Origin of the sequence: Rhodoferax ferrireducens (assembly GCF_031458075.1) — a bacterium.
GTDB classification, from domain to species: domain Bacteria; phylum Pseudomonadota; class Gammaproteobacteria; order Burkholderiales; family Burkholderiaceae_C; genus Rhodoferax_B; species Rhodoferax_B ferrireducens_A.
In genome coordinates, this window is record NZ_JAVDXT010000001.1 from 275282 (window position 1) to 291820 (window position 16539).

The following is a 16539-nucleotide window of genomic DNA, read 5'->3' on the forward strand; positions in this document are numbered from 1 at the left end:
CGCTGGCGCAGATACTGCCTGCGCCAGTAGCTATGGATTTGGTAGTGAATCGGTTTAGGCGCCGGTCACCGTGGTGTGGGCCAACCAGGGCTTGGTGGCCAGGCGTTCGGCCTCGAAGGCCTTGATCTTGTCGGATTGGCGCAGGGTCAGGCCGATGTCGTCAAAGCCGTTCAGCAAACAGTATTTGCGGAAGGCCTGCACCTCGAAGGGCAGCTCTTCGCCCTGCGGCTTGACGATGACCTGGCGCTCCAGGTCGACGGTCAGCTGGTAGCCGGGGAAGGCCAGGCAGGCGTCGAACAGCTCGGCCACCTGGGCTTCGGGCAGCTGGATCGGCAGCAGGCCGTTCTTGAAGCAGTTGTTGAAGAAGATGTCGGCGTAGCTGGGCGCGATGATGGCGCGGAAGCCGTATTGGTCGATGGCCCAGGGCGCATGTTCGCGCGACGAGCCGCAGCCGAAGTTCTTGCGCGCCAGCAGGATGGAAGCGCCCGCATAGCGCGGCTGGTTCAGCACGAAGTCGGGGTTGGGCTTGCGGCTGGCCGGGTCCTGGCCGGGGAAGCCCGGGTCCAGGTAGCGCCATTCGTCGAACAGGTTCTGGCCGAAGCCGGTCTTGCGGATCGATTTCAGGAACTGCTTGGGGATGATGGCGTCGGTGTCGACGTTCTCGCGGTCCATCGGGGCCACCAGGCCCTGGAGTACGGTGAATTTCTGCATCTTATTTCTTTGCTGCGCCTTCGAGCTTCTCGCCGGCTTTTTGCACGTCCTGGCCGAATCCCTTGACGGTATTGCAGCCCACCAGACCCAGGGCCAGCACGGTAGCGAGCAAGGTTGCGATCTTTTTCATCAGGTTCTCCCAGAGGTTTAAGCGAATTGGCGGACGTCGACAAAATGGCCGTGCACGGCGGCGGCGGCGGCCATGGCCGGGCTCACCAGATGGGTGCGGCCACCGGCGCCCTGGCGGCCTTCGAAATTGCGGTTGCTGGTGGAGGCGCAGCGCTCGCCGGGCTCCAGCTTGTCGGCGTTCATGGCCAGGCACATCGAGCAGCCGGGTTCGCGCCACTCGAAGCCAGCGGCGATGAAGATCTTGTCCAGGCCTTCGCGTTCGGCCTGTTCTTTCACCAGACCGGAGCCGGGCACGACCATGGCCAGCTTGATGTTCTTGGCAACCTTCTGGCCCAGCTTCTTCACCAGGGCCGCGGCTTCGCGCATGTCTTCGATGCGGCTATTGGTACAGGAGCCGATGAACACCTTGTCGACGAAGATGTCGTTCAGCGCCTTGCCGGGTTCCAGGTTCATGTAGGTCAGCGCGCGCTCGATGGCGCCGCGCTTGTTGCTGTCTTTTTCCTTCTCAGGGTCGGGCACGCGGCCGTCGATGCCCAGCACCATCTCGGGCGAGGTGCCCCAGGTGACCTGCGGAATGATCTGGCTGGCGTCCAGCTCGACCACGGCGTCGAAGTGCGCGCCGGGGTCGCTGTGCAGGGTACGCCAGTAGGCGGCTGCGGCATCGAATTCGACGCCGGTGGGCGCGAGCAAACGGCCTTTGACGTAATTGACAGTCTTTTCGTCCACCGCCACCAGGCCGGCACGGGCGCCGGCTTCGATGGCCATGTTGCAGACCGTCATCCGGCCTTCCATGCTCAGCGCGCGGATCGCTGCGCCGCCGAATTCGATGGTGTAGCCGGTGCCGCCGGCGGTGCCGATCTTGCCGATGATGGCCAGCACGATGTCCTTGCCGCCGCAGCCTTTGGGCAGGGTGCCTTCGACCTTGACCAGCATGTTCTTGGCCTTCTTGGCCAGCAGGGTTTGCGTGGCCATCACGTGCTCGACCTCGCTGGTGCCGATGCCGTGGGCCAGCGCGCCGAAAGCGCCGTGGGTGGAGGTGTGCGAGTCACCGCAGACCACGGTCATGCCGGGCAGGGTGGCGCCGTTTTCAGGGCCGATGACATGCACGATGCCCTGGCGCTTGGACATGAACGGGAAGTAGGCCGCCGAGCCGGATTCGGCGATATTGGCGTCCAGCGTGGTGATCTGCTCCTTGCTGATCGGGTCGGTGATGCCGTCGTAGCCCAGTTCCCAGCCGGTGGTCGGCGTGTTGTGGTCGGCGGTGGCGACGATGGAGCTGATGCGCCAGACCTTGCGGCCGGCCTGGCGCAGGCCTTCGAAGGCCTGCGGGCTGGTCACTTCATGGACCAGGTGGCGGTCGATGTAGAGGATGGTCGTGCCATCGTCTTCGGTGTGGACGACGTGTTCGTCCCAGATCTTGTCGTACAGAGTGCGTGCCATGGGTGCTTCTTTCGTGGAATTCAATTTTATGCTTCTGGGCGGGGGCTGAGGTGGTCCAGCAGCAGCCGTGCTGTGACCGGTAGGGTTGAAAAATCGCGCGCCACCAGCTCGATCTGGCGCGTCGCCCAGGGGTCTTTCAAGGGCACGGCGACCAACTGGCCGGTACCGTGCATCAGCTCGAAGGCGCGCTGCGGCATCACGCCTATGCCCAGGCCGTTGGCAATCATGCGGCACATGGCGTCGAGACCGGCCACATGGATGCGCAGCTTGATGCTGCGGCCTTGTTCGGCGGCGGCGCGGTGCATCGCCAGGTAGATCGAGCTGGTGGCCTGCAGTCCCACATGGTCGAAATCCAGGGTTTCTTCAAAATGTATAGCGGCTTGCGCAGACAGAATATGCGCTGCAGGCACTATCAGTACCAAATTGTCTTGCCGGTAGGGGCGGGTCTGCAGCGCCCCCACGCCGTCGGCGGTATTGCAGATGCCCAGGTCGGCTGCGCCTTCCTGGACTGCGCGCACGACTTCGGAGCTCAGGTGCTCCTCCAGGTCGATCTTTACCTGCGCGTGCTCGCGGATGAAGGCGCCCAGGTCTTCGGGCAGGAACTGCACCACAGCCGAGATGCTGGCGTGGATGCGCACATGGCCGCGCACGCCGAACGCGTATTCGCTGAGCTCACCCTGCATCTTCTCCAGGCTGTAGAGCATGGAGCGCGCATGGTGCAGCAGGCTTTCGCCGGCCGGGGTCAGGTCGACACCGCGGGTGTGGCGTACCAGCAGCGGGGTGGCCAGCGTGGCTTCCAGGTCGCTCAGGCGCTTGCTGACGGCTGATGCCGCTATGAACTCGCGCTCCGCCGCCCGGCCTATGCTGCCGAGCTCGCACACCGCGACAAACAGCTGTAGCGAGGTCAGGTCCATGCGGCGGGCGAAATTGCGTTCTGTGGGTTGCATCGGGGTGGGTCATCGTCTGGGGCGATGGCTTGGCTATTTTCCCGCTTTTAATCGGTGTTTGTCATCTGAAATGGAGATGTCCGTCATCGTTGCCAGTAATCGGAAACTTTATAAGTTTTAGGGCTCTGGTGTAGATACTGTCTGCGCCAGCAGCTATTTAAAATGTAGCAATGTGTTCGGGCATGAAAAAACCCGCCGGCATTGCTGCGGGCGGGTTCTTGGGGCAGTGCGGCTTAGCGCGTGGCGATGGGCTTGACGTCGCGTTTGACCGAACCGGTGAACAGCTGGCGTGGGCGGCCGATCTTGTACTCGGGGTCGCCGATCATTTCATTCAGCTGGGCGATCCAGCCGGAAGTGCGCGCCAGGGCGAACACGGCGGTGAACAGCGGTGTCGGGATGCCGATGGCGCGCTGCACGATGCCGGAGTAGAAGTCCACGTTGGGGTAGAGCTTGCGCGAGACGAAGTAGTCGTCTTCCAGGGCGATCTTCTCCAGCGCCATGGCCAGCTTGAACAGCGGGTCGTTTTCCAGGCCCAGCTCGGCCAGCACTTCCTTGCAGGTCTCTTGCATCAGCTTGGCGCGTGGGTCGTAGTTCTTGTACACGCGGTGGCCAAAACCCATCAGCTTGACGCCGGAGTTCTTGTCCTTGACCTTTTCCATGAACTCGCCAACCTTGGCCACGCCGCCCATCTTCTGGATGTCGGTCAGCATGTTCAGGCAGGCTTCGTTGGCGCCGCCGTGGGCCGGGCCCCAGAGGCAGGCCACGCCCGCAGCAATCGCCGCGAACGGGTTGGTGCCCGACGAACCGCACAGGCGTACGGTGGAGGTGGAGGCGTTTTGCTCGTGGTCGGCGTGCAGGGTGAAGATGCGGTCCAGCGCGCGTTCCAGCACCGGGCTGACCACATATTCTTCGCAAGGCGTGGCGAACATCATGTGCAAGAAGTTGCCTGCGTAGCTCAGGTTGTTCTTCGGGTACATGTAGGGCTGGCCGATGGTGTACTTATAGGCCATGGCCACCAGCGTCGGCATCTTGGCGATCAGGCGGATCGCGGCGATTTCACGGTGCTGCGGGTTGGTGATGTCGGTGCTGTCGTGGTAGAAGGCCGACAGCGCGCCGACCAGGCCGGTCATGATGGCCATCGGATGCGCATCGCGGCGGAAGCCGCGCAGGAAGAACTGCATCTGCTCGTTGACCATGGTGTGGTTGGTCACGAGCTTGGTGAAGTCGGCTTTTTGGGTGGGGTTGGGCAGCTCACCGTACAGCAGCAGGTGGCAGGTTTCCATGAAGTCGCAGTTGGTGGCCAACTGCTCGATGGGGTAGCCGCGGTACAGCAGCTCGCCTTTGTCGCCATCGATGTAGGTGATGGCGGATTGGCACGAGGCGGTGGACAGGAAACCCGGGTCGTAGGTGAACATGCCGGTCTGGGCATAGAGCTTGCGGATATCCACGACATCCGGCCCCACGTTGCCCTGGTACACCGGTAGATCCACACTGGGGCTGCCGTTACTGAACGACAGGGTGGCTTTGTTATCTGCTAACTTCATTTCATTGCCCTTTCAGCGGTTTCTCAACATACTTAAAACTTCATGCACGTCGCTGCGGTCCAGCGCGGGCTCCACCTGCGCAAGCGGCTTGCGTGCCAGGTGCAGGTCTAGCAAATCGTTGTCACTCAGTTCCATTAGATCGCTTAATGCTTGCCCCTGGCTGACGGTCAGGGTAGCTGCGAACTTCTGGAAGAAGGTTTCGATGTAGATATCGTTCTCCAGCAAACCGCGGCGGCAGCGCCAGCGCAGTTTGCTCAGAGCCCGTTCACCGAGCAGATCCGAGCCCGCGGGGGCTGCGGTTTCGGTGGGGTCGATCGGTAGCTGCACCCAGAATCCTTAGATGGCGCGCCGAACCATCAGCTCTTTGATCTTGCCGATGGCCTTGGTGGGGTTCAGGCCCTTGGGGCAGACGTCCACGCAGTTCATGATGGTGTGGCAGCGGAACAGGCGGTACGGATCTTCCAGGTTGTCCAGGCGGGCCGCGGTGCTGTCGTCGCGGCTGTCTGCGATGAAGCGGTAGGCCTGCAGCAGGCCGGCGGGGCCGACGAACTTGTCCGGGTTCCACCAGAAGCTGGGGCAGCTGGTCGAGCAGCTGGCACACAGAATGCACTCGTACAAGCCGTTCAGCTCTTCGCGTTCTTCCGGGCTTTGCAGGCGCTCGCGCTCGGGCGCCAGGCTTTCGTTCACCAGGTAAGGCTTGATCGAGTTGTACTGCTTGAAGAAGTCGGTCATGTCGACGATCAGGTCGCGGATGACGGGCAGGCCAGGCAACGGCTTGAGCACGATGGTGCCGGGCAGGGTCAGCATATTGGTCAGGCAGGCCAGACCGTTCTTGCCGTTGATGTTCATCGCGTCCGAGCCGCACACGCCTTCGCGGCAGGAGCGGCGGAACGACAGCGTCGGGTCTTGTTGCTTCAGCTTGACCAGTGCGTCCAGCAGCATGCGTTCGTGGCCGTCGAGTTCGATCTCGATGGTCTGCATGTAGGGCTTGGCATCCTTGTCCGGGTCGTAGCGGTAGATTTGGAAGGTACGTTTGGTCATGGTTTTGTTCTCGTGGGGCGGCTGGGCTTAGAAAGTCCGGACTTTGGGCGGCACGCTGGCAACCGTCAGGGGCTGGAGGTTGACCGGCTTGTAGTCCAAGCGGTTTTCGGCGCTGTACCACAGGGTGTGTTTCATCCATTCCTTGTCGTTGCGGCCCAACGGGAATTCGGCGTGGTCGGCTGGGTGCTCGTAGTCGTACACCGTATGCGCGCCACGGCATTCGCGGCGGGCGGCGGCCGACACGATGGTGGCCTGGGCGACTTCGATCAGATTGTCCACTTCCAGGGCTTCGATACGCGCGGTATTGAAGATCTTGGACTTGTCCTTCAGCGTGATGTTGGCCACTTGCTTGCGGATGGCGGCGATCTTCTCCACGCCTTGGTCCATGCTTTCCTGGGTGCGGAACACGCCGGCATGCAGCTGCATGGCCGCGCGGATGTCGCCGGCCACGTCTTGCGAGTAGGTACCGTCGGTGGACTCGTCCAGCTGGTTCAGGCGTGCCAGGGTGCGGTCGGCTGCGGTTTCTGGCAGCGGCTTGTGCTCTTTGTTGCGCTGGTTGAATTCGACGATGTGGCGGCCGGCGGCCTTGCCGAACACCAGCAGGTCGAGCAGCGAGTTGGTGCCCAGGCGGTTTGCGCCGTGCACGCTGACGCAGGCGCATTCGCCCACAGCGTACAAGCCGTTGACCACGGAATTGTTGATGCCGTCCTTTTGCTCCACGACCTGGCCGTGGATATTGGTGGGTACGCCACCCATCTGGTAGTGGATGGTAGGCACCACAGGGATCGGTTCCTTGGTGATGTCGACATTGGCGAAGTTGACGCCGATCTCGTACACCGAGGGCAGGCGCTTGTGGATGGTGTCGGCGCCCAGGTGGTCCAGCTTGAGCAGGATGTAGTCCTTGTTGGGACCGCAGCCACGGCCTTCCTTGATTTCCTGGTCCATGCAGCGCGACACGAAATCGCGCGGTGCCAGGTCCTTCAGGGTGGGCGCATAGCGCTCCATGAAGCGTTCGCCATTGCTGTTCAGCAAAATCGCGCCTTCGCCGCGGCAGCCTTCGGTCAGCAGCACGCCGGCGCCGGCCACGCCGGTGGGGTGGAACTGCCAGAATTCCATGTCTTGCAGCGCAATGCCGGCACGTGCGGCCATGCCCAGGCCGTCGCCGGTATTGATGAAGGCGTTGGTGGATGCACCGAAGATGCGGCCTGCGCCGCCGGTAGCCAGCAGCACGGTCTTGGCTTGCAGGATGTGCAGGTCGCCGGTTTCCATTTCCAGGGCGGTCACGCCGACTACGTCGCCGGCTTCGTCACGGATCAGGTCCAGGGCCATCCATTCAACGAAGAAGTTGGTCTTGGCCTTGACGTTTTGTTGGTACAGCGTGTGCAGCATGGCGTGGCCGGTGCGGTCGGCCGCGGCGCAGGCGCGTTGCACGGGCTTCTCGCCGTAGTTGGCGGTGTGGCCACCGAACGGGCGCTGGTAAATCGTGCCGTCGGGGTTGCGGTCGAACGGCATGCCGAAGTGTTCGAGCTCATACACCACCTTGGGGGCTTCGCGGCACATGAATTCGATGGCGTCCTGGTCGCCCAGCCAGTCGGAACCTTTGATGGTGTCGTAGAAGTGGTAGTGCCAGTTGTCTTCCGACATATTGCCCAGCGAGGCGCTGACGCCGCCTTGGGCGGCCACGGTGTGGCTGCGGGTGGGGAAGACTTTGGATAGCGAGGCCACGTTCAGGCCGGCTTTGGACAATTCGAGTGCGGCGCGCATGCCAGAGCCACCGGCTCCGACGATCACGACATCAAATTTACGCTTGGAAATGTGGGCTTTGGTATAGGTCATTTTGTTGTTTCTAGTGTCAAACGTAGATCACAGGCGCCACAGCACTTGGATCGCCCAGCCGGCACAGCCGACCAGCCACACCAGCGTGAAGATTTGCAGCAGCAAACGCAGCCAGACCATCGAGGTCACGTAGTCCATCAAGACATCGCGCATGCCCACCCACACGTGGTACAGCAGGGCGACGATCACTGTGAAGGTAACGATCTTCATCCATTGGGCGGCGAAGATGCCGGCCCAGATGTCGTAGCCGATCGGGCCTTTGGCCAGCAGCAGCTGGGCCAGCACGACCACGGTGAACAAGGCCATGATGCCAGCGGTAACGCGCTGCGCCAGCCAGTCGCGCAAGCCGTAATGGGCGCCGGTGACGACGCGTTTGGATCCGTAATTAACCGACATGGTTCAAATGCTCCGGGGTAAATTAGTACAGGCCGAACAGCTTGGCTGCCAGCACCAGGGTCAGGCCGATGCTCAGCACCAGGGTGAACTTGGCGCTGGAGGCGCCGAATTCCTTGGTCACTGCGTCGTGGTTGGTGTCCATCCACAAATGGCGCAGACCGGCGATGAAGTGGTGCAGATAAGCCCAGATCAGTGCCAGAGCCACCAGTTTGAAGAGGAAGCCGGGCACAAAACCGGCGCCGATGTTGAACACCGCCTTGAACTTGGCAAACGAGATTTCGCTGGAGACCGAGGCATCGAACATCCAGATGATGAAGGGCATCAGCAGGAACATGATGACGCCGGCGGCGCGGTGCAGGATGGACACCCAGGCAGCGGGCGCCATCCGGTAGGTGGTCAGGTCTTTGATGGCATGGATGTTGCGGAATTCGGGCCGTTTGGTGCGGGTGGTGGAGGCTAGCTCTGACATAGATGCGCTTTCGTGGTGTGTTACTGCGTTGTAATTCTTCGTACGGCTGCAGCCCAAAATTCTATTGCAATGCAGCAATCGGGTTTAAGCCACAGCAAAATAGGCTTCAACTTAGTTCATTGTGGTAGTGGTGGCTGTGGGTGTTGTATAGGCCGCGCCGTAACTCCATGGGAACATCGTTGTAGGTGTAGGCAATGCGCTCTACGCTGAGCAGCGGGGCGCTGGGGCCGACTTTCAGCAGGCTGGCCTGGCTGGCATCGGGGTGCACGGCACGGATCTTTTCTTCGGCCCGCACCATGTGCACGCCAAATTCGGTTTCAAACAGCGCATACATTGCGCCCTGGTAGGCGGACAGACGCTCGGCCGTCAGCCCCTTGAACGGGCCGCCGGGCAGCCACAGGTCTTCCAGAATCGTGGGCACGAAGACGCCGTTGGTCTTGAAGGACAGCACGCGGCGTACCTGCAGCACGGCGTCACCGGTGCGCAAGGCCAGGGCCCGGGCAATATCGGCGCTGGCACGCAGGCGTTTGCAGTCGATGATGTCGCGCTGTGCCGGGCCTTCGCTGGTGGTGTTGCCCTGGTCGGGCATCAGCTTCAGGAAGCGGTAAGGCATGTGCTGTGCAGCATGGGTGGCGACAAACGTGCCCTTGCCCTGGCGGCGCACCAGCAGGTTGTCGGCCGCCAGCTCGTCGATGGCCTTGCGGACCGTTCCCTGGCTGACCCGGTAGCGGGCCGCCAGGTCCATCTCGCTGGGGATGGCCTCGCTGGGCTTCCACTCGCCGGACTGCAGGCTTTGCAGGATCAGCCCCTTGATCTGCTGGTACAGCGGACTGAAGGCCGGTGTCAGCGCCGATGCAGATGCGGTGGGACTGGCGGCAGGCTCAGCACCTGTCAGCGGGGTATCTGCAGAGGATGGGACGATGTGGGCCATGGTCAGGCGGGGCAGGCAGGGGTATGGCTACGGTAACTTAATGTGACCCGAATCATATCTTATATAAGACATAAGACAAATTGACGCTTACGGGTTTTCGAGAGTAAACTCCTAGGCTGTTTTCTGCTGCCCGGCGACTGGCTAGGACGCACTTACATCCCCTTTTCAACACTTCCTGGAGTTTTCCCCATGAGCAAAAAGCCCGTTCGCGTAGCCGTTACCGGTGCCGCAGGTCAAATTGGTTACGCCATCCTGTTCCGTATCGCTTCTGGCGAAATGCTGGGCAAAGACCAGCCCGTGGTGTTAAGCCTGCTGGAAGTGCCGGTAGAAAAAGCCCAGCAAGCGCTGCAGGGCGTGATCATGGAATTGCAAGACTGTGCCTTCCCCCTGCTGGTGGGCATCGAAGCACACAGCGACCCTCTGGCTGCGTTCAAGGACGTGGACTACGCACTGTTGATCGGTTCGCGCCCCCGCGGCCCCGGAATGGAACGCGCTGAACTGCTGGCCGTGAATGCTGAAATCTTCACCGCCCAGGGCAAAGCTCTGAACGCCGTGGCCAGCCGCAATGTCAAGGTGCTGGTGGTCGGCAACCCTGCCAATACCAATGCCTACATCGCCATGAAGAGCGCGCCGGACCTGCCACGCAAGAACTTCACCGCCATGCTGCGCCTGGACCACAACCGTGCTCTGAGCCAGATCGCCGCCAAGACCGGCAAGGCTGTGGCTGACATCGAAAAGCTGACCGTCTGGGGCAACCACTCGCCTACGATGTACGCCGACTACCGCTTTGCCACCATCAACGGCGAAAGCGTCAAGACCCTGATCAACGACGAAGTCTGGAACAAGGACACCTTCCTGCCCACCGTGGGCAAGCGCGGCGCGGCCATCATCGCCGCCCGTGGCGTGTCTTCGGCTGCTTCGGCCGCCAACGCCGCCATCGACCACATGCGCGACTGGGCTCTGGGCACCAACGGCAAGTGGGTCACCATGGGCATCCCGTCGGACGGCCAGTACGGCATCCCCAAGGACACCATGTTCGGCTTTGCTGTGACCTGCGAAGGCGGCGAATACAAGGTGGTCGAAGGACTGGAAGTCGATGCCTTCTCGCAAGAGCGCATCAACATCACCCTCAAAGAACTGCAAGACGAGCAAGCCGGCGTCGCCCACCTGCTGTAAGCCATGCAGCATCCACGCGAAATTCTGCTGGGTGCCCAGGCTGCGGAGGCTGTCCTCCCGGTCTGCGACCATTACAGCGGCGTTGAAGCGCGGATGCGCAAAAGCCTGCAATTGCAGGCCGAAATGACCGAGGAGTTCGGGGCCTGCGTGTTCGACGTGACCCTGGACTGCGAAGACGGCGCACCTGTCGGGGGCGAGGCCGAGCATGCCGCAATGGTGGTGGCCCTAGCGCTGGCCGCCGCGCCCGAAGCCCGGGTCGCGGTGCGCGTGCATCCGGTCGACCATCCGGCTTTCGAGCAGGATATTGCCGTCATCGCCGGCCAGGCCGGGCAGCGCCTGACCCACATCATGGTGCCGAAGATCGAGTCGGTGCGCGATATTCTTCAGGTCGAAAAAGCCTTGCAGCGCGCATCTGCCTTGCATTTGCCGCTACATGTTTTGATAGAGTCGCCGGCGGCCGTACACCGGGCTTTCGAGATCGCTGCGCAGCCGCGGGTGCAATCCCTGAGTTTTGGCCTGATGGACTTTGTGTCCAGCCATGGCGGCGCGATTCCGGCCGATGCCATGGGCGTGGCCGGGCAGTTCAGCCACCCGCTGGTGCTGCGCGCCAAGCTGGAGATTGCTTCCGCCTGCCACGCGCACGGCAAAGTGCCGTCGCACTGCGTGGTCACTGAATTCAACGATACCCAGGCCTTGCAGGCTGCCGCCGAGCGCGCCGCCCGCTCGCTGGGTTTCACCCGCATGTGGAGCATCCACCCGGGGCAGATCCGGCCGATTCTGGCAGCGTTTTCCCCCGCCGAATCCGAGGTGGAGGCTGCTGCCCAGATCATCGCCGCCGCGATACGCGCCGATTGGGCGCCGATTGCTTTCGCCGGGCAGCTGCACGACCGTGCGAGCTACCGTTATTTTTGGCAACTGCTGGAGCGTGCCCAACAAACCGGGCGCGCACTACCGCCTGAGATGGCGGTGTATTTCCAACCTGCAGCAGCTGTACCGCTACCAACCACAGAGACACTATGAAACTGATTTTGACCGCCGCCGTCTGGGCTCTGGCTTCTGGCCTGGTAATGGCGCAGGACGCGCCCAAGAAACCTCCTGTCAAGGCCGCTGCTGCCAAAGCCGCGCCCAAAGAGGCGTCCAAGCCCACCAGCAGCCGCATCCAGCTCAAGAGCGCCGCCAAGAACGTGGCCGCAGGGATTGAGGCCGCCGAAGAGGCGTTGACTCCGGCCGAAATGGCGATTGCCGAGCGCGTGCAGGTCGGTACCGTACCCTGCGAACTCGGCACCTCGGTCACCCTGGTGGCCGATGCCAAGTACCCCGGCTATTTCAATGTGCAGGTGAAAAACCTCAAATACCGCATGTTCCCGGTGACCACCAGCACCGGCGCCATCCGCCTGGAAGACAAAAAGGCCGGTGCCGTCTGGCTGCAGCTGGGCAATAAATCCATGCTGATGAACCAGAAGCTGGGCCAGCGCCTGGCCGACGAATGCCAGAGCCCCGAGCAAGTCGCGGTGGCCGAAATGTTGAAGACCAAGCCCGCCCAGAGCATGTTCGACGCACCTGCCAAGCTGCCGGCAGACGCGGCCTCGGCACCGGCTGCGGCGACCACCCCATAAAACGAATCCACCCGCTGCCCCCACGATTTTTGAACCAGGAGAAAACCATGTTGCAAGCCTATGCCGCCCATGTATCCGAACGCGCTGCGCTCGGCATCCCGCCCTTGCCACTGTCTGCCAAGCAGACCGGCGAGCTGATCGAGCTGCTGAAGAACCCGCCCGCTGGCGAAGAGGCCAACCTGCTGAATCTGATTACCCACCGCATCCCGGCCGGTGTAGACGATGCTGCCAAGGTCAAGGCCAGCTACCTGGCTGCCGTGGCCCACGGTACCGAAAAATGCCCGCTGATCTCGCGTGAAAAAGCCACAGAACTGCTGGGCACCATGCTCGGCGGTTACAACATCAGCCCGATGATCGACCTGCTGGACGACTCCGCCGCCTCGGTGGCCGCAGCCGCTGCCGATGGCCTGAAGAAAACCCTGCTGATGTTCGACCAGTTCCACGACGTGCAGGAAAAGGCCGAAAAGGGCAATACCTACGCCAAGGCCGTGCTGCAAAGCTGGGCCGATGCCGAGTGGTTCACCAGCCGCCCTGAAGTACCCAAGAGCATTACCGTCAGCATCTTCAAGGTGGCCGGCGAAATCAACACCGACGATCTGTCGCCCGCCCCCGACGCCTGGAGCCGCCCCGACATTCCGCTGCACGCCCTGGCCATGCACAAGAATGCCCGCCCCGGTGTCACACCCGAAGAAGACGGCAAGCGCGGCCCTGTGAAGTTCCTCGAAGAGCTGCGCGCCAAGGGCAACCTGGTGGCCTATGTGGGCGACGTGGTCGGCACCGGCTCCAGCCGCAAGTCGGCCACCAATTCGGTGCTGTGGTTCACCGGCGAAGACATCCCCTTCGTGCCGAACAAGCGTTTCGGTGGCGTCTGCTTGGGTGCCAAGATCGCCCCGATTTTCTACAACACCATGGAAGACTCGGGCGCACTGCCGATCGAGCTGGACGTGAGCCAGATGGCCATGGGCGACGTGGTCGAACTGCTGCCCTATGAAGGCAAGGCCCTGAAAGACGGCAAGGTGATTGCCGAGTTCAAGCTGAAGAGCGAAGTGTTGTTCGACGAAGTGCGTGCCGGCGGCCGCATTCCGCTGATCATCGGCCGTGGCCTGACCGCCAAGGCGCGCGAAGCCCTGGGCCTGCCCGTCAGCACCCTGTTTCGCCTGCCGCAAAACCCGGCCGACACCAAGAAGGGTTTCACCCTGGCCCAGAAGATGGTGGGCCGAGCCTGCGGTCTGCCTGCTGGCCAAGGCGTGCGCCCTGGTACCTACTGCGAACCCAAGATGACCTCGGTGGGCTCGCAGGACACCACCGGCCCGATGACCCGCGACGAGCTGAAAGACCTGGCCTGCCTGGGCTTTAGCGCCGACCTGGTGATGCAATCCTTCTGCCACACCGCCGCTTACCCCAAGCCGGTGGACGTGAAGATGCACCACGAACTGCCCGACTTCATGAGCACCCGTGGCGGCGTGCCCCTGCGTCCCGGTGACGGCATCATCCACAGCTGGTTGAACCGCATGCTGCTGCCCGATACCGTCGGCACCGGCGGCGACAGCCACACCCGTTTCCCCATTGGCATCAGCTTTCCTGCTGGTTCCGGCTTGGTAGCGTTTGGCGCGGCCACGGGCGTGATGCCTCTGGACATGCCCGAGAGCGTGCTGGTGCGTTTCAAGGGCGAAATGCAGCCTGGCATCACCCTGCGTGATCTGGTGAACGCGATTCCGCTGTACGCCATCAAGGCCGGTCTGTTGACCGTGGCCAAGCAAGGCAAGAAGAACATCTTCTCGGGCCGCATCCTGGAAATCGAAGGCCTGCCGAACCTGAAGGTTGAGCAAGCATTTGAATTGAGCGATGCCTCGGCCGAGCGTTCCGCTGGCGGCTGCACCGTGCACCTGAACAAAGAGCCGATCATCGAGTACATCAACAGCAACATCACCATGCTGAAGTGGATGATTGCCACCGGTTATTCCGATGTGCGCACCATCAACCGCCGCATCAAGGCGATGGAAGCCTGGCTGGCCAACCCCGAGCTGATGCAAGGCGATGCCGATGCCGAATACGCTGCCGTGATCGAGATCGACCTGGCCGACATCCACGAGCCTATCGTGGCCTGCCCGAACGATCCGGACGACGTGAAGACCCTGGCCGAAGTCGAAGGCAGCAAGATCGATGAAGTCTTCATCGGCTCCTGCATGACCAACATCGGCCACTTCCGCGCAGCCTCCAAGCTGCTGGAAAACAAGCGCGACATCCCCGTCAAGCTGTGGATGGCACCGCCCACCAAGATGGATGCCAAGCAGTTGTCCGAAGAAGGCCATTACGGCGTGCTCGGCTCGGCCGGCGCGCGCATGGAAATGCCAGGCTGCAGCCTGTGCATGGGCAACCAGGCGCAGGTGAAAGAGGGCGCAACCGTGTTCTCCACCTCGACCCGCAACTTCCCGAACCGCCTGGGCAAGAACAGCAATGTCTACCTGGGTTCGGCCGAGTTGGCCGCCATCTGCTCCAAGCTGGGCCGCATCCCCACCAAGGCCGAATACATGGCCGACATGGGCGTGCTGACCAAAGACAGCGCCAAGATCTACCAGTACCTGAATTTCGACCAGGTGAAGGACTACACGGATCTGGCCGACACGGTGAAAGACACCGCCGCCGCTTAAACGGTTTGGCGAGGGAGGGTTGGTAACAGCTCTCCTGCTGATTTCATACAAGGGCCTGCAGCTATTGTTTAGATAGCTGCAGGCCCTTGTTGTATCTGCGCTAGAGGCGTGTTTGGCTATGTAAGCTCAGACAGGCGCCGCGCCTGGGGTGGCAGGGCCACCACGTCGTTGATGTTCACCGGCAGATTGGACTGCATGGACTGCACACCGGCAATGCCCACGGCGATGGAGGCCGCGCCCTGCTCGTGGCCAGCGGTGCGGCCCCAGACGTCGGGCGCTTGCGGTGGGCCGTAAAAATGGGCGTTCAGGATTTCATCGGCGCCGCCGTGGGCCGCACGGATTTCCGGCATGGGCACGATGTAGCTGTTCTGGAAGTGCGGGAACACGCGTATCCATTCGCCCTCGGCTTCGGCGCCGGGCTTCTCCTCGATCTTCCAGTTCTTCGGGCTGACGGCGCGGTTCATGTGGGTGCCGATGAATTCGTGGTACTCGATGCGGCCGCGGTCGCCGTTGAAGGTCACGCGCATGCCTTCGCGCGGGCTGTAGCAAACCAGCGAGTAGGTCAGCACCTGGCCGCTGCGGTAGCGCACGTTTAGCGACATCTGGTCGGGGATGGTGATGCCGTCGCGGAACACGTTCTGGTCGCGCAGATAGCCCGAATCCGCCTCGCCCGCCAGGTACAGATCGCGGAAGGACTCACTCTCGTTCAGGTCCAGGTAGAAAGGATCGTCCTTGGCTTCGGGCACGCCGGTGTAGCGTGCGTAGCGGGTCAGCTTTTCGTCGCCGCGGGCGATGGCGTTTTGCTTGCCGTAGAACACCAGGTCGCCATAGGCAAACACCTGTTGCGGAATCGCGTCCAGCCACCAGTTCACCAGGTCGAAGTGGTGCGTGCTCTTGTGCACCAGCAGGCTGCCGGAATTCTCGATCTGCGCATGCCAGCGGCGGAAGTAATCGGCGCCGTGGTTGGTGTCCAGCAGGTATTCCAGGTTGACCGAATGGATCTTGCCGACCACGCCGCTGGCAATCAGCTCCTTGACCTTGGTGCGGAACGGTGCCCAGCGGTAGTTGAAGGCCACCCGCACCCGGCGCCCGCTGGCTTTGACCGCCTCCAGAATCGCCTGGCATTTGGCGGCATCGGTGGTCATGGGTTTTTCTGTGATCACGTCGCAGCCGGCCAGCAGGGCGCGCACGATGTAATCGTGGTGGGCTGAGTCCTGGGTGCAGACGAAGACCTCGTCGGGCTTTTGCTCGCGCAGCATGGCGTCGAAGCGGTCGGCGGTATAGGCAGGTACCGCGTGGTAGCCGATTTCGCCGGCCAGCAGCTGGTTGTAATAGGCCATGCGGGCCGGGCTGAGGTCGCAGATGGCGACCAGCTCGTTCTGCTCGGCATAGGCCGTGACCAGCGGTTCGATGAAGCTCAGAGCGCGTCCGCCGGTGCCGACAAACGCGTGGCGTTTTTTGACCATGGTGCAAAAAAGGGTGTGCTGCCGCAGCGTGGCTGCAGCGGGTGGATAAACCTTTGCGGTGGACCGGTGTGCTGGCGCACCCAAGGACGGAAGATTGCGCTCAAATCATAGCTGCATTTAACTGGATAGTGAATAGAATCCTGGTAAACGACGTTCCTAGCCGCTGCGCAGCGGGCGGATATCCAC

At 62.2% G+C, this 16539-nt stretch carries 16 protein-coding genes; 4 read left to right on the forward strand and 12 right to left on the reverse strand.

Annotated elements, in window-relative coordinates; translation table 11 throughout:
* Positions 1-54: 54 nt before the first annotated feature.
* The 11 genes from leuD to J2X19_RS01440 form a co-directional block, all read right to left on the reverse strand.
* Entirely contained in the window at positions 55-711 is a 657-nt protein-coding gene (gene leuD / locus J2X19_RS01390) for a 3-isopropylmalate dehydratase small subunit (RefSeq protein WP_116605901.1), read from the reverse strand.
* 1 nt (position 712) lies between these two features.
* Complete coding sequence (locus J2X19_RS01395; protein WP_116605902.1) at positions 713-841, reverse strand: entericidin A/B family lipoprotein; 129 nt, start codon at positions 839-841, stop codon at positions 713-715.
* Between the two features lie 17 nt (positions 842-858).
* Complete coding sequence (gene leuC, locus J2X19_RS01400) at positions 859-2280, reverse strand: 3-isopropylmalate dehydratase large subunit (protein WP_116605903.1); 1422 nt, start codon at positions 2278-2280, stop codon at positions 859-861.
* Positions 2281-2306: 26 nt separating this feature from the next.
* Positions 2307-3227 carry a LysR family transcriptional regulator gene (locus tag J2X19_RS01405; RefSeq protein ID WP_310369964.1) on the reverse strand — a complete coding sequence of 307 codons (921 nt, stop codon included), beginning with the start codon at positions 3225-3227 and terminating at the stop codon, positions 2307-2309.
* A gap of 233 nt (positions 3228-3460) precedes the next feature.
* The gene (gene gltA, locus J2X19_RS01410) at positions 3461-4771 is read right to left on the reverse strand and encodes a citrate synthase (RefSeq protein WP_116605905.1); all 1311 of its coding nucleotides are present in this window, start codon (positions 4769-4771) and stop codon (positions 3461-3463) included.
* Between the two features lie 12 nt (positions 4772-4783).
* Positions 4784-5098, reverse strand: coding sequence for an FAD assembly factor SdhE (locus J2X19_RS01415; RefSeq protein ID WP_310369967.1), 315 nt, complete (start codon positions 5096-5098; stop codon positions 4784-4786).
* Between the two features lie 9 nt (positions 5099-5107).
* Complete coding sequence (locus tag J2X19_RS01420) at positions 5108-5812, reverse strand: succinate dehydrogenase iron-sulfur subunit (RefSeq protein WP_116605906.1); 705 nt, start codon at positions 5810-5812, stop codon at positions 5108-5110.
* Between the two features lie 27 nt (positions 5813-5839).
* The gene (gene sdhA, locus J2X19_RS01425) at positions 5840-7648 is read right to left on the reverse strand and encodes a succinate dehydrogenase flavoprotein subunit (protein WP_116605907.1); all 1809 of its coding nucleotides are present in this window, start codon (positions 7646-7648) and stop codon (positions 5840-5842) included.
* Positions 7649-7675: 27 nt separating this feature from the next.
* Complete coding sequence (sdhD, locus tag J2X19_RS01430) at positions 7676-8044, reverse strand: succinate dehydrogenase, hydrophobic membrane anchor protein (RefSeq protein ID WP_116605908.1); 369 nt, start codon at positions 8042-8044, stop codon at positions 7676-7678.
* Between the two features lie 22 nt (positions 8045-8066).
* Entirely contained in the window at positions 8067-8513 is a 447-nt protein-coding gene (gene sdhC / locus J2X19_RS01435; protein ID WP_116605909.1) for a succinate dehydrogenase, cytochrome b556 subunit, read from the reverse strand.
* 106 nt (positions 8514-8619) lie between these two features.
* On the reverse strand, positions 8620-9444 hold the full coding sequence (locus J2X19_RS01440) for a GntR family transcriptional regulator (RefSeq protein ID WP_310369972.1): 825 nt from the start codon (positions 9442-9444) through the stop codon (positions 8620-8622).
* A gap of 189 nt (positions 9445-9633) precedes the next feature.
* Here J2X19_RS01440 and J2X19_RS01445 point away from each other — a divergent pair, with 189 nt between their 5' ends.
* Genes J2X19_RS01445 through acnB form a run of 4 tightly spaced genes read left to right on the forward strand, consistent with a single transcriptional unit; the run spans position 9634 to position 14887 of the window.
* Positions 9634-10620: a malate dehydrogenase gene (locus J2X19_RS01445; protein WP_310369974.1), complete on the forward strand. Its 987-nt coding sequence runs from the start codon at positions 9634-9636 to the stop codon at positions 10618-10620.
* A 3-nt stretch (positions 10621-10623) separates the two neighbouring features.
* Positions 10624-11640 (forward strand): HpcH/HpaI aldolase/citrate lyase family protein, encoded by a 1017-nt coding sequence (locus J2X19_RS01450; protein WP_310369976.1) that lies wholly within the window; start codon positions 10624-10626, stop codon positions 11638-11640.
* Entirely contained in the window at positions 11637-12236 is a 600-nt protein-coding gene (locus J2X19_RS01455; protein WP_310369978.1) for a hypothetical protein, read from the forward strand. Before J2X19_RS01450 ends, J2X19_RS01455 begins: the two co-directional genes overlap by 4 nt.
* Before the next feature lie 47 nt (positions 12237-12283).
* Positions 12284-14887 (forward strand): bifunctional aconitate hydratase 2/2-methylisocitrate dehydratase, encoded by a 2604-nt coding sequence (gene acnB, locus J2X19_RS01460; RefSeq protein WP_310369980.1) that lies wholly within the window; start codon positions 12284-12286, stop codon positions 14885-14887.
* Positions 14888-15003: 116 nt separating this feature from the next.
* Here the strand turns inward: acnB and J2X19_RS01465 are convergent, their stop codons facing one another.
* Positions 15004-16353: a Gfo/Idh/MocA family oxidoreductase gene (locus tag J2X19_RS01465; protein WP_310369982.1), complete on the reverse strand. Its 1350-nt coding sequence runs from the start codon at positions 16351-16353 to the stop codon at positions 15004-15006.
* Positions 16354-16539 lie beyond the last annotated feature (186 nt).